The 14,187-nt window shown below is 43.9% G+C and carries 11 protein-coding genes; 7 read left to right on the forward strand and 4 right to left on the reverse strand.

Features of this window, described 5'->3' with window-relative positions; genetic code table 11:
- Window positions 1–199 precede the first annotated feature (199 nt).
- The 4 genes from PPA03S_RS25615 to PPA03S_RS25630 all read left to right on the forward strand — a co-directional run bounded on the left by PPA03S_RS25615 (window position 200) and on the right by PPA03S_RS25630 (window position 4,589).
- Window positions 200–1,444, forward strand: a complete 1,245-nt coding sequence (locus tag PPA03S_RS25615) for an FxLYD domain-containing protein (RefSeq protein ID WP_062327242.1) — start codon at window positions 200–202, stop codon at window positions 1,442–1,444.
- A 15-nt stretch (window positions 1,445–1,459) separates the two neighbouring features.
- Window positions 1,460–2,608: a S1C family serine protease gene (locus PPA03S_RS25620; RefSeq protein WP_062327244.1), complete on the forward strand. Its 1,149-nt coding sequence runs from the start codon at window positions 1,460–1,462 to the stop codon at window positions 2,606–2,608.
- Between the two features lie 128 nt (window positions 2,609–2,736).
- Window positions 2,737–3,336: a TetR/AcrR family transcriptional regulator gene (locus tag PPA03S_RS25625; protein WP_062327293.1), complete on the forward strand. Its 600-nt coding sequence runs from the start codon at window positions 2,737–2,739 to the stop codon at window positions 3,334–3,336.
- Between the two features lie 32 nt (window positions 3,337–3,368).
- On the forward strand, window positions 3,369–4,589 hold the full coding sequence (locus tag PPA03S_RS25630; protein ID WP_062327247.1) for an MFS transporter: 1,221 nt from the start codon (window positions 3,369–3,371) through the stop codon (window positions 4,587–4,589).
- Window positions 4,590–4,690: 101 nt separating this feature from the next.
- Here the strand turns inward: PPA03S_RS25630 and PPA03S_RS25635 are convergent, their stop codons facing one another.
- From PPA03S_RS25635 to licT, 3 genes are all read right to left on the reverse strand, one after another.
- Window positions 4,691–6,100 (reverse strand): glycoside hydrolase family 1 protein, encoded by a 1,410-nt coding sequence (locus PPA03S_RS25635; RefSeq protein ID WP_062327250.1) that lies wholly within the window; start codon window positions 6,098–6,100, stop codon window positions 4,691–4,693.
- 42 nt (window positions 6,101–6,142) lie between these two features.
- Window positions 6,143–8,041: a beta-glucoside-specific PTS transporter subunit IIABC gene (locus PPA03S_RS25640; RefSeq protein WP_062327253.1), complete on the reverse strand. Its 1,899-nt coding sequence runs from the start codon at window positions 8,039–8,041 to the stop codon at window positions 6,143–6,145.
- Window positions 8,042–8,224: 183 nt separating this feature from the next.
- The gene (gene licT, locus PPA03S_RS25645) at window positions 8,225–9,085 is read right to left on the reverse strand and encodes a BglG family transcription antiterminator LicT (RefSeq protein ID WP_062327256.1); all 861 of its coding nucleotides are present in this window, start codon (window positions 9,083–9,085) and stop codon (window positions 8,225–8,227) included.
- A 308-nt stretch (window positions 9,086–9,393) separates the two neighbouring features.
- Here licT and PPA03S_RS32535 point away from each other — a divergent pair, with 308 nt between their 5' ends.
- The 3 genes from PPA03S_RS32535 to PPA03S_RS25655 all read left to right on the forward strand — a co-directional run bounded on the left by PPA03S_RS32535 (window position 9,394) and on the right by PPA03S_RS25655 (window position 11,414).
- Window positions 9,394–9,561, forward strand: a complete 168-nt coding sequence (locus PPA03S_RS32535; protein WP_074093608.1) for a DUF3934 family protein — start codon at window positions 9,394–9,396, stop codon at window positions 9,559–9,561.
- Window positions 9,562–9,726: 165 nt separating this feature from the next.
- Complete coding sequence (locus PPA03S_RS25650) at window positions 9,727–10,158, forward strand: MarR family winged helix-turn-helix transcriptional regulator (RefSeq protein WP_062327259.1); 432 nt, start codon at window positions 9,727–9,729, stop codon at window positions 10,156–10,158.
- 80 nt (window positions 10,159–10,238) lie between these two features.
- The gene (locus PPA03S_RS25655) at window positions 10,239–11,414 is read left to right on the forward strand and encodes a YhgE/Pip domain-containing protein (RefSeq protein WP_062327262.1); all 1,176 of its coding nucleotides are present in this window, start codon (window positions 10,239–10,241) and stop codon (window positions 11,412–11,414) included.
- Window positions 11,415–11,588: 174 nt separating this feature from the next.
- Here PPA03S_RS25655 and PPA03S_RS25660 read toward each other — a convergent pair whose 3' ends face one another.
- The gene (locus PPA03S_RS25660) at window positions 11,589–13,355 is read right to left on the reverse strand and encodes a methyl-accepting chemotaxis protein (RefSeq protein WP_062327264.1); all 1,767 of its coding nucleotides are present in this window, start codon (window positions 13,353–13,355) and stop codon (window positions 11,589–11,591) included.
- Window positions 13,356–14,187: the final 832 nt, after the last annotated feature.

Consider the following 14,187-nt stretch of genomic DNA (forward strand, 5'->3'; position numbering starts at 1 on the left):
TACCTAGTAGGGAGGCATTTTTTGCGTTTATTTATCCAAATCATACACCCTGCAACCGTCCATTTCGATTCTGAAGAACATGCACGGGTTTTTATCCTGATTACATATGGTGTAATTTACCTTTTTGCTATATGATAAGTGTCGATTCATGTAAAAATAGCATAGTATACATACGTTTCTTTTTGATGGAGGGATCAGGGTGTATTGTCACGTATGTGGGACCAAAAGCAGTTCAGGGGACAGCACATGTAGAAAGTGTAGAACAAAATTAAAAGATTCAAGCTCTACAGATGTACAGATTCGGGCAGAAACAGCGGTTGGTCTGGAAAGTGGAGCGGGAAACGCAGTAAATCAACTATCCAGACAGCAGCAGCCTGCCCCAAAGAAGAGTAACACTGCTCAAGGACGTGCATTTACCTGGATTATTCCACTGCTGCTTGCAGCCGTGATGGGGGCTTTACTGACGTACTACTACAAGCAGGAAATGGGCATTAATGCGGAGGTCAAATCACTGCATCAACAGGCGGAACAAGCGGCTCTGGAAGGTAAATACAATGAAGCACTTCAGTTGCTGGACACCGCTCTGGTGAAACGACCGAACTATAATGCACTTGTACAGGATCGCCAAATTACAGCGAAAGCGTTCAATCTGATGAATCAGTTAAATGAGGCTTCCACAAGTCTGAAGACAGGAAAACTGTCGGCAGGAGACAAGACTCTACAGGCTGTAGCGAAAGTTCTGAATGAGCGGGAAGAACCTGTGTTTACCAAAGTGCGTGCCACATTAAATAACAGAAAGGTCACGCTGGCTGTACTGAAGGTGAAAAAGGAAATTGATAGTTTGACTACGGTGGGGGCACTTGCAGAGAAGCTGGATAACGTATCGAAACTGAAGGGTAAGGAAGTCGAGGCGGTAAAGAAGCAAATCGTCGACAAACTGGCAGGCATTAGTTACAAGCAAGCTGAACAGCAAGTGAAGAAAAAGGATTTTACGGCTGCATTGCAAACCGTTGATCAGGGGCTGTCCTATGCGCCGGAAGATGACAAATTGACAGCATATCGCGAACGGGTGCTGAGTGAGAAGAAGGCTTTTGAAAAGGCAGAAGCTGAACGTATTCAACTGGCTGAGCAACAGGCAGCAGAAGAAGAGCTGAAGAACCGCACAGCAGCGGTGAGCATTGTAAACGTAGAAGCGACGCTTGATATGTATGGCGACCTGTATATAAGCGGTTCAATCGTGAATAATGCCACTCGGCCCATCTCTTCCGTCACGGTTATGGTTGATATTTATGGTACTGACGGTACCTATCTGGGCCAGACGTATGTGGATGTGTATCCGAGCTGGCTGGATGTGGGAGAAGAAGGTTTCTTTGAAACGTATTATTATGGTGTGTACCAGGAAGCGGAAGTCTCTGTTGTGAATGCAACGTGGTATCTGGAATAGGAGGACAGGTTGGAAATGGCCAAACGAACATGGAGTACGATCATATCCAGTGCCATCATTATCGCTGCTGGAGCAGGAGGCGTGTTCTGGATACATCAGCATTCAGCAGATCAGCTGCAGGATGGGCCCAGACTGGCCGTTGTTGCTGCGAAGGAAACGGAAACCGCGGCAGCGGCGACTGCTTCCAAGAAACCCGAGAAGAAGACGCGGAAACAGATTATTGAAGAGAGCCAGAAGAAAGTGGTCACGATTGAGAGCAGCAGTGGATTGGGTTCCGGTTTTCTCTACAATGATCAGGGGGATATCGTTACGAATGCACATGTGGTGGAAGGTTCAAAAGAAGTGACCGTCCGTACCCTGAATCATGAGGAATATAAAGGAACGGTGATTGGTATCGGGGATGAGACGGACGTGGCCGTTGTCAGGGTGCCGGATCTGAAAAAGGTCAAACCACTATCCATTGCCAAGTCCAAAGCCGAGACCGGAGACGAGATCCTGGCGCTGGGCAGTCCGCTCGGGCTGGAGAACACTGTAACTACGGGGATTATTAGCGGTGTAGGACGCAGTTTTGAAATAGCGCCGTATATCTATAGCAATCTTTATCAGATCTCAGCTCCGATAACCCATGGTAACAGCGGCGGACCACTGATTAGTGCGGAGACTGGCGAAGTGCTCGGCATCAATTCAGCTGTGGTGGAACAGGAGGGCGGAATTGGATTCAGCATTCCTATGACCAGTGTACTCAAGCAGGTACAGGCGTGGTCCAATAAACCTTCCGGTGGAACACCGGTTCAGACGGTAGGGGATAAGCAATCGGAGGCATCTTCGGCATCATTGGAAGCGGAAGGACTTGTGACGGACTTCTATATGAGCCTGAATCTAAGTGATTATGTCACCGCCTATGCATTGCTCGGCAGCGAATGGCAGAGTGGGACGACATATGCCAAGTTCCGCGAAGGGTATATCAATACGAGCTATGTAACCATCGGTGATCTGGCCTCTACGGTTAACGAAAATAAAGAGATGGAAGTGACGGCGGTCATTACAGCAGATGAGCGTAGAGATGGCGAGTATGTAACAACGAAATACAAGGTTACGTATCAGATAGGGTATGAGAATGGTCAGCTGAAAATATTGCATGGTCAAGGTAAAAAAATGAAATAAAGCGCGTAAGGGGAGCTGGCCATTCTGCCAACTCCCTTTTTGGTTTGCTTAAGTTCGATGCATCTGTTAAAATACAGAACGAACGTTCAGTATGCACGATGAATTGATGTGGAGTGAAACGGATGAATATGAATAAAAAACAACTACAAACCGAGCAGACCAAGAAGAAACTTGCGGATGCCTCAAGAGCCCTTTTTGTACAAAAAGGTTATAAAGCAACGTCCATTGAGGATATTGTAGCTGCGACGGGCAGCAGCAAAGGCAATATATATTACCATTTTAAAAGTAAGGAAGGTCTGTTCCTCTATCTAATCGATGAGTGGGACCGGGAGTGGGAAGAGAGTTGGGCGGCCAAAGAACATCTCTATCGCACCTCCACGGAGAAAATTTATGGTTTGGCGGAACAACTCGTCATGGATGATATGAATCACCCGCTGACGAAGGCAGCTGATGAGTTCTTCACAGGGGAAAAGAAAGAAAATGATATTGAGGAGCGGATCTCCTTAATGTTTGAGCGGCATATTCAATTTAATAAACAAATGATAGAGCAAGGCATTGAGAGCGGTGAGTTCAAAGCAGACAATGTAGATAATCTCGCGCTCATATTGGAAAGTACCATTATTGGCCTTAGTCAGATGTCACGGGGGATGGAGCCTGATCAGGCTCTTGCGTTATACCGCCAGGCCGCTAGTGTGTTCTTGCACGGGATTGCAAAAGATAAAGCTTAAGCAACATTTTGACAACTACGGAGGATGGAATCATGGCATTACTAACACGGAACAGGGGCGCACTGCTGCTGTTAATGTTTAATATTTTTCTCGTTTTTACGGGTATTGGTCTGGTTGTACCGATCATGCCTGCGTATATGGATCTACTGCATATCACCGGATTCACGGTTGGATTGCTGGTAGCGGCATTTTCCTTCACCCAGTTTCTGTTCTCCCCGCTTGCGGGTCGTTGGTCGGATACATGGGGACGTAAAAAAATTATCGTTGGCGGCATGCTGATCTTTGCCGTATCCGAGTTTATGTTTGGTGCGGTCAATGCACCAGTCTTGCTCTTCGCAGCCCGGATGTTAGGCGGTATTGGTGCGGCGATGATCTTCCCGGCGGTTATGGCTTACACCGCAGATATTACAACAGAGGAAGAACGCGGCAAAGGTATGGGCTTGATTAATGCAGCGATTACAACCGGATTTATCATCGGTCCGGGAATTGGTGGATACATTGCGGACTTTGGCATTCGAATTCCATTCTACGCCGCTGGGGTTGCCGGTTTGCTGGCATCCATCATTACATTGATTATTTTGCCGGAATCTGCACGAAGTACAGGAGAACAAAGTAAACCTATCCCTGGTTTAACGAAGGCCAAAGCTCCGGGTATGGTATCCCAATTGCTGAATTCATACCGTGAACCGTACTTTTTCAGTTTGATTATTGTATTTGTTATGGCATTTGGTCTAGCGAACTATGAGACGGTATTTTCACTATTTGTGGATCACAAGTTTGGCTTCACGACCAAAGACATTGCATTTATTATTACATTTGGTTCCATCGCAGGTGCGGTTGTGCAAGTATCCCTGATCGGTTGGTTGCTCAATCGATTTGGTGAAAAGATGGTCATTTCAGTCTGTCTGTTATTTGTAGCCGTATTTGTACTGTTGACCTTGTTTGTAAGTACGTACTGGATGATTCTCGTCGTAACGTTTATCGTCTTTCTGGGTATGGATATTTTACGTCCGGCGATCAGTACACAGATGTCCAAACTGGCACAAGAACAACAGGGCTTTGTGGCCGGACTGAACTCGGCGTATACCAGTTTGGGGAATATCGCAGGTCCAATCGTAGCTGGAGCGCTGTTCGATGTGAATATTAACTATCCTTATGTTTCGGCAGCTGCCGTTCTGGCGATCTGTTTCCTGTTATCCCTACGAGTACTCAGAGGGGCCAAAGCGGTAAAACAACCGAAGGCTGAAATGTAATTTTATAATTGGAAAAGAAAGCTTCCATATCAATGCATCAACACCAAAAAAGTCGACTACACATGTTTCATGTGCAGTCGACTTTTTTATTAGTGCGTGTATTAACGAATTTCTCCATTCGTTTCAATCAGTTTTTGATACCAGTGGAAACTCTGTTTGCGGATACGTCTCAATTCCTTGATATCGAATTCCTCACGATCCACATAGATGAATCCATAACGTTTGCTCGACCCTTGATGTGTGCTGACCAGATCGATCGCAGACCAAGGGCAGAAGCCAAATACATCCACGCCGTCCGTAATCGCCAGTTGAATCTGTTCGATATGTTTATTGAAGAATTCAATACGATATGGATCGTTAACCACGTCGCCTTCCTCCAGTTTATCAAAGGCACCCAGACCATTTTCCGTAACAATCAATGGCAGGTGATAACGGGAGTAGATCTGGCGCAGGGTAGAGCGGAAGCCCACGGGATCAATTTCCCAACCAAACTCCGTTTTTTGCAAATTGGGATTCACAGATCCTCTATATGCGCCCGGTTCACCTACGATTTCATGCTGGTCTCCTGTATGGGAGAAGTCATTACCATCGTTCAGGCTTTCACCAACCGTTTGGGAAGTATAATAGTTGAACGCAATAAAGTCAGGTTTTCCTTGAGCTAGGATGTCCATATCTCCGTCTTCAATGATGGGAGTATATCCTTTCTCTTCGAGATAACTCCAGGCAATATGATTATAACGTCCATATACCGCCATATCGAGATAGAGCCAGTTACGAATGGCAGCATAGTTATCAGCCGCGAGTGTGTCTTCCGGTTTGGAGCTCGCCGGGTAAATTACACCGATATTAGGAGCTGGGCCAATCTTGGCTTCAGGCAGCATTTCATGACACAGGACCATGGCTTTAGCTTGAGCAACCAGCATGTGATGATTTTGCTGATACAGTGTTTTTTGCGGATCAACAAGTGTTGTATCCAGTGTACCCAGAGAGCCAGGATGCAGGATTAGCATATTTTGTTCGTTGATGGTCAGCCAATATTTAACCCGATCTCCGTAGTTTTCATAAAGAGTCTTGGCATATTGTTCAAAAGCATCAATCGTTGCTCGGTTGGACCAGCCGCCTTTTTCTTCAAGCGCATAAGGAAGATCGAAGTGATACATCGTCACAATGGGTTCAATACCGTATTTAATTAACTCATTAATGAGAGAATCGTAAAAGGCGAGTCCCTTCGGATTCACCTCACCCGCTCCTTGCGGATAGATGCGTGTCCATGCGATGGAGAAACGGTAGGCTTTAAAGCCCATTTCGGCGAGCAACGCCACATCTTCTTTGTACATATGATAGTGATCACTGGTTACCTTGAAGTCGGTTACGCCTTCCACATGATTCCCCATGTCGATGACAGAAGGGCCTTTACCATCTTCATTCCAGGCTCCCTCAATCTGATAGGCAGAGGTTGAACCTCCCCAGAAAAAATCTTTAGGAAATGGTTTCAGTTGAGTATGTTTCATAGTTAGTTCCTCCTAAATTGAATTCGTATAATATAAGTTGGGTCAGACTACGAGAGTCAGCAGGACATCATTTTTCTGTACCTGTTCCTGAGTTGTTTCGAACACATCCACTTCTTGTTGCGTTAGAGTGACAATGACAGGTGTTACGGTTTCATATCCGGCTTCCTTGATCTTATCGATGTCAAACTGGATCAACAGATCGCCCTGTCTGACGATATCACCTTCCTGAACAACCGGAGAGAAGTGTTTTCCCTTCAGCGCTACTGTGTTGATGCCAACATGAATCAGGATTTCCGTTCCTGCGTTGGTGGTTAGTCCAATGGCATGTCCAGTCGGGAAGAGGGAAGTGACAACACCGTCTACCGGAGCGACAACTTCACCAATCTCAGGCACAATCGCCAAACCTTTGCCCATAGCACCAGTTGAAAAGGCTGGGTCGTTAATGGTACTCAGTGCTACGGCTTTACCTGTGAGCGGGCTATAAATTTGTTCTTTCTTGATCTCCGTTGTTTTGGTCTCAGGTACGACAGGAAGCTCTACCGGCGTACTTTCAGCCGATGTGCTGGAGACGGATTCGTTTTTAACGGAATCTGTATCTTTGGTTTTGCTTTCGTAACCAAACATTACGGTTAATACAGCGGCTACCGTAAAGGAGCAGGCAATCGCAATCACGTAGACAACCGTTGGTGTATAGACAGGAATGGCAAATATATTGTGGAACACATAAGCAGTCATTTTAACACCAAAGTGACCATTGATGGCACCGCCGATCGCACCTGCGATAACCACGATAGGAATCACACGTTTATAACGCAGGATCAGACCGTATACGATTGGTTCAGTTACTCCTGCAAGCAAACCGGTAAGGCTGGTTGAGCCAGCGAGAGTGCGCAGCGTTTTGTTCTTTTTGGCTTTCAGGAAAATACCGAAAGCTACACCGATTTGTGCAAATACAGCTGCAGCAGCCATGGCTTCAATCGGATCGCCGCCAACCCCGATATTTTGTATCGTGATTGGAGTAAAGCCCCAGTGGAGTCCAAAGACAACCATGAAGGTCATGAATCCACCCAGTACAACCCCTGATAGTATACCGCTGACACCGATGAGCCAAGTTACGCCGGAGGAGATCCAGTCACCTACCGTGGTGCCAAATGGTCCAAAGGCCATTGCGGACAGCGGAACCATAATCATCAAAGCAATCATTGGTACAAGGAACAATTGCAGGTCTTTCAAAATGATTTTCTTGAGTAACTTATCCAGAACAGCGTAGATACTAATCGATATGAAGATTGGGAATACGCTGGCTGAATAATTCATCATCACAACCGGTATGCCCAGGAACGATACATCCGAGCCTTTATCCATGAGCCCCGTGAAGCTCGGTTCCATCAGAGCGGCACCAATTACACCAGCTACATAAGGATTGGCTTTCAGCTTCATACCCAGTGTGATGCCGAGGAAAATGGGCAAGAAATAAAATACAGCGTTACCGGCAGCAGATAAAATCAGGTATGTGTCACTTGTATCAGACATCCATCCGAGCATGGTCAGGACAGTCAGCAAAGCTTTTAACATACCTGATCCTGCCATAGCCGGAATTAACGGCGAGAAACTTCCGGATATAATTTCAAAAACTTTGGATAATAGCGAGGTTTTTTCCCCTGTGGACTCAGCCGATGAGGAGGAATCTCCTCCAAAATCCCGGTTTTTCATAATCTCCGCATATACATGAGCCACGTTACTACCGATGACAACCTGGAACTGGCCGCCGCTTTCGACAACGGTAATAATGCCGTCATGTTTTTCAAGCGTTTCGCGTTCGGCCTTTTTCGAATCTTTCAGGTCGAATCTCAGCCGGGTCGCACAGTGGACAAGACCATTGATATTGGCTTCTCCGCCGACGAGACGAACGATGTCATCCCCCATTTTTTTATGATCCATGTTCATTCTCCTTTGTTGTTAAGATTGCCTGAAAACAAAAAAATACCTAAACGAATGGCTAGATCATCGGAAAGATGAGCTGTTGCCAATCATTTAGGTATCGCCTGCTTGAGCAGTAACAATCCTTGTCGTTAAGTTGTGAGACCTACTATATATGACGCCGAAATCGTTTGCAAGCTTTTTTTATTCCGCGTCCAGCAACTCGTTACGGGAAGTGACACGTTGAATATGGATCGTCAAGTACACCTTTTCATCAATGGACATGGCGCTTTCAAACTTGTCTTCAAGGTACTGATTGATCCGTTGTGTGCATTCAAATGCTTTGCTATATTTGTCCTTCACCTGCTCATACAGAAAGTTATCTCCTGAAGCAAATTGCTCCTGTTCATTACTCAACATTCGCTGCACAAAGTATTGCAGATGGGTAATAAACCGGGAATAATTAAATGAATTTTCATCCAGGGCGATGTGATAATGGTTGGTCACAATGTTGAAGATATCATCAATAACTTCAGTAATTTCAACGGTTTGTTTCATGCCTTGAGCATCTTGACGAGCGTTTACAAAATGCATCGCAATAAAGCTGGCCTCATGTTCATCCATCTGGATGCCGAATTGTTCCTGAATCAGCTCCACAGCGTTCATGCCAATCCCAAACTCCTTTTTGTAGAACTTCTTGATCTGCCACAAAAGGGAATTCTTCAGCCCGACGGATTTACGGTACCGGGTAATGGCAAACTGAATATGATCGATCAATGATATATAGATATTATCACTAAAAATATCGCCCATTTCCTGTTTGGCATGACCCACAATTTCGTCCGCTAACTTCAAATATTCGACCGATGTTTCCCCAATCAGATCGATTAATTTTTGTGGTATTTTATCCGATTTCAGCACAAAGGTTTTTTCGATTTTATCCTCATCCACGGGCTGTCCGTTTTTCTTTTTGAAGCCAAGACCGTTGCCAATGACAACAAATTCGTGACCAACCTGGTTCTCAGCCCGGATGACATTGTTGTTAAAAATCTGACGGATGATCATATATGTGTTTCACCTCAATTGGTCGTAATAAAAACAAAAAACCCAAACTAAGGCTTAATAGCCTTGGTTTGGGTATCGCCTGCTTACCAGTAACAATCCCGAAGAAGACGCAGCTTCCTCTTTCAATTATGTCCACTATACCGCTTTCATAACAGAATAACAATACAATGATTTATGGAAATGGACGTAAAGACGTGGATTTTTGGTATAATAAGAAATGCTGGAAGTGAATTAGATGGGCTGGGTTGCATAATAAGTTACCGAGGACGGTCATTTTTAAGCATATACAGGATTATTGGAGTGATAACATGAGCAATGCAAAAGGAAAAGGCGGCACCGGCCGTGGTACGGGTAAAAAAGGCTGGAACCGTTGGCAAGCCGCTGCTAACCGGGCGAAAAGTGCCCCGAAACCTTATAAAAGTAAAGGCACAAAGAAGAAGGACGATACCGAAACTTCAAGTGGCAAGCCCGAGTAAGTATGGCTTGATGATGCCAGAGGAGAGAGCTGCCTGACTAACGGGTGGGTCTCTTTTTGCTTGAAAAGATAAAAAATTAAATTGACAGTATTGTAAATATGGTAATAATATAGAGCTTACGCAAATTAGATGGTAGTGCTACTATATAGAGAAAGGAGCATCAGCATGCCTGTTAATATGGATGAAAATCCACTTGGATTGATTCTGTCACGGACGTATCTGGCATACAAAAAAACAACAACCAGAAATCTGAGCGAACAGGATATTACTCCGGAACAATTTGCAGTTCTGAATGAATTGAGCAAGGCTGGAAGCCATATATCACAGAAGAAACTGGCTGAGTTAACGGTACGGGACCAGACAACTGTAGGCAAAATCATAGACAAGTTGATTCGCAAAGGTCTGGTGACGAGAGAAGAAGATCCTCAGGACCGAAGAGCCGTTTTGCTTTATTTGACGGCGGAAGGATTGGAAATGAATAACGTTCTGTCACCAAAGGCAAAACAGCAAGAGCAAGAGGCACTCGCCGAATGTTCCTCTGAAGAGCTTGAAGCATTCATGAATGTGATGAATCGCATCTATGAGAAGATGAAATAAATTTTTTTGGCCAATTATGTGCATGTGCATATATATGTAGTGCAATTATTTTAATTTTAACTAATGGGAGTCGTGAACGAATGAGAAGCTTCAAAGATTTTCTTAAAGTGCCACAGACAAAAATAGGATTGGTTTTTGCATTGATTGTTCCGCTGTTATTTGTTGTGATCTGGATGACGGGTTATCATCAAGCCACGGAGAGAGTGGATCAACTTCAAGTTGCTCTGGTGAACGAAGACGGGACACAGGGAAAAGAGGTGCAGAAGCAGATTGAAACGCTCGCGCCTTTCCATGTCAATGTACTGGGTTCTGCCGAGGAAGCTGAGCAACAGATGAATGCAGGTAACTATGCGATGGTTATTGTTATTCCGGAAGGATTCACTGACCAGATTGCAGGAGGCACAGAGGCGAGCTTACCCTTTTATATCAATCAGGGAAATGCCGATGTAGCCAAATCCATTGTGGAACATGCTGCGACCGGAATGACTGCACAAATGGGTCAAGGGATTCTGGAATCCAAGGTTCAAGTGACACTCAATAACGATAGTATAAACAGCGATGAACTGAGTGTAGCTATTGGACAAGCGATGGCGAAGATGAATGAAGGGCCTGTGAAGGCTGAAATTAATAAAACGAACAGCGTGAGTGATTTTGCAACATCGATGCTGCCCATGATTCTTGGTTTTATCACCTATATTGCTTCGATGACTATGAATATTCAGTTTAATATTACGTCGAATATCATGAAGCGTACCCATTCCAAATGGGAAATCTTCTGGGGACGGCAATTGCTGTTATTGTGTATAGCTGTGATTGTTCCCCTAATTGTGGATACAGTAGCTCTTCAGTTCACAGATGTTGCGAGCTCCTTCGGCGCTTTGTATGTGTATCATGTGCTGGTGAGTCTGGCTTGTATTTGTTTTACACAAATGAGTTTTGCCCTGTTTGGTAATGCAGGCCCTCTATTTAATGTAGCGATGGTTCCACTCCAGTTGATGACAGCAGGAAATATCATTCCAGCCGAGATGCTGGCGCCATTCTACCGTTACATCGGAAACTTTCTACCCGCTTCCAATGGGGTACAGGGATTTATGCGTTTGATCTATAGTGGAGAAGCTGTGGGTGGATTCATGCTCCATCTGCTGTTGATCTCGGTTGTAACGTGGGGGATTACCTTGCTCAGAGTAGGTTTACAAAAAGAAGCAGCTCAACAAGTGTCAATGTCCACTGCAATAGCAGTACAGACGCCGCATTAATAATTTTTTCTATAATAATATCAGGACATATCCAAAAGCGATGCATAAAAGGTTTAATCCTTCGTGCATCGCTTTTTACATAAGAAAAGCCAAACTCAACCGTCAGCTTCCAACATTTAATTGGCGCGTCGGTGAATTTGGCTTGAATCCGCAGAGGGTAATAATAAAAGGAATCTAATTTGCTCTTACTTTGAAGAATGAGATCAATTCTTGTAATTGCTCCGATACTGCCGAGAGCTCATCAGAAGCAGTCACGATGGACGCCATGGAAGTCTCTTGTTCAGCGATGGATTGTTCGATCTGTTTACTACTATGTGCTGCTTTACTGACGCTCGCCGATAATTCATCCGCAGTGGCAGACATCTCTTGGGTGCTTGCTGAAATTTCTTCAGTAGAACTGGATATGTCCTGAATCTGATTGGCGACTTTATTCGTAGCTGTCAGAATATCCTCAAAGAATTGACCCGTCTCCATAGTGACATGAGATCCCTTCTCCACTTCTTGAGAGCCAAGCTGCATGGCTTCGGCAGATTGAAGGATATCTCGCTGAATACCATCAATCAAGGTGCGGATCTGTTTGGCCGAGTCCTGGGACTGTTCGGCAAGTTTTCGAACTTCCCCTGCGACAACCGCGAAGCCTTTTCCTTCCTCACCGACACGTGCCGCTTCAATGGAAGCATTGAGAGCAAGCAAATTCGTCTGTTCGGCAATTTGTGTAATCATATTCACGATGCTGCTAATCTCATTGGAGCGGCTTTCCAAAGACTGTATGGATTCCGATGTATGCTTTACCGCACCTGAAATCAGGCGCATCTGTTCAATGACTTGTTGCATGATTTCATGCCCTGTATTAGAACGTTGTTCCATGCTCAGGGCTTCATCCGCTACATCTGCAGAACTGCTGGCAATGGTGTGTACAACGGTAGACATTTCCGTCATTGCTCGGGCACTTTCCACGCTGGCCTTATCCTGAGAGCGAAGTCCCAGTGATATATCCCGGATGTTACTGCTAATCAATTGAATATTATCATTGTTTTTACCGGAAATTTCCAACAGTTTCCTGGATGAGTCGGAAAGATGATAAGATGTCGTCTGTACTTTATACATGGTGTCATTGAAACGCTGAATCATTGTATTGAATTTTTGATTAATAATTCCTAGGTCATCTCGGCCAGTTTGGATGGATACGTCCAGATTTCCCGAGCTTGCAGCCTCGATCCCTTTCATCAGGTTGTTGATCGGCTTAAGTGTTTTCTTCAACAGGATATACTGAAGGATCATAAACAGAATCAGGAAAGCTACAAGGAAAATGCTACTGTATGTAATCAGTTTATGAAGTCCTTTGGGAATTGCGTTTGCATCAACATCGAAGTAAAGGGCGGCGTACATTTTTCCCTCGGCGTTTTTAATAGGGTACATAATGGTTGTCCACGTACCATATTCATCGGTATAAAAGCTGCTCAAGGCTGGTTCCTCATCGACTTTCATACCTTCAAGTGCATTGACATTTTGTTTTGGTAATGGATACATCGAACCTGCTGAAAGATTGCCTTCCTCAAAAGGCTCCAGAAGGTTGGTAGGTATCGCAATGATAGACGTCTGATTTCCTTCCTCTAATTCAGTACCAAAAATGTAGGCCTGTGCAATATTAGGATATAGCTCGTGGATGGAATCGAGATATTCTCTTAACTCTTTCTGAATAGGTCCGGAATAACTTTTCTCCTTTATCGCTTCAAGCACTTTGTCTGTATCCAGATCATCAGACCATTTTTGTGTTGTAACTTTAGCCTGATCATACAGTTGTTGACTCAAAATGCCTTTTTGAAACTGATATCCAGCTGTAATTAAGATAACGCCAATTAGCGTTATGCTGCCGAATGAAATAACGAGATTTTTAGCAAAGAAGGGGAGAGTACTCCACCGTATCTTATCAAACAACATAGTTCACTCCTTTTCTAATGTGGCCATCTGAATGCGTATTTGCTCTGCGGATGGTGCTTTGTATCCATGTGATATATCGTAATGGCATTATATTAATGTTAGTTTAAGGAATGAAAATGATGCTTTAGAACCAAAGATTTTCATAAATTTTCTCATTTCTTTCATTATTGTGTTCATTTATGATAAATGCGCAAATGCATTAGCATCATTACCTTCAAAAAGGAGAAAATTATTATAATGAACTTGAAGTCCACATCTATTTGATGGGAAAAGTGAAGCCTAACATGTATATACATAAAGGGAAGATGGGTTAACGCTGAATTAAAGATATGCGCATGTATGAAGTACATGAATACGCAAAAATAGCTTATATCGATATTTTGCAGATTAAACGGATTACTCAACAATATCCTTTATTACAATGATAGGCAGAAATATATAAGTGAAGCTACGACTATAAGTAGTGACATTATTGAAGAAAAGTTTTTATAGCCCTGCGAGTACAACTATTCATTAGCGCTTGGGGTTTAGGATTACAGTCAATGAAGATATCCCTTATTATTCATAGGGCGTATGGCGAGATACCGTTAGCTTATCAACCGCTGGAGTACATATGGAGTCAAAAGTAATTGTAGTGATAAGAGGAGAGAATAGTTATGCTTCATTAATAATGAAGCATAACAAAGCAAGGTTAAGCTTTCAGCACCCAAAGGCTTAAATACGGAGTTGAAGAGGGAGAGTTGATCAACTTAATTAGATAGATAAAATAATTTATAAATATATGTTGTAATTAATAAGAGAACATGATATATTATTAATCCGGCCAAGAGAA

The organism is Paenibacillus pabuli NBRC 13638, assembly GCF_001514495.1.
Taxonomy (GTDB): Bacteria; Bacillota; Bacilli; order Paenibacillales; family Paenibacillaceae; genus Paenibacillus; species Paenibacillus pabuli.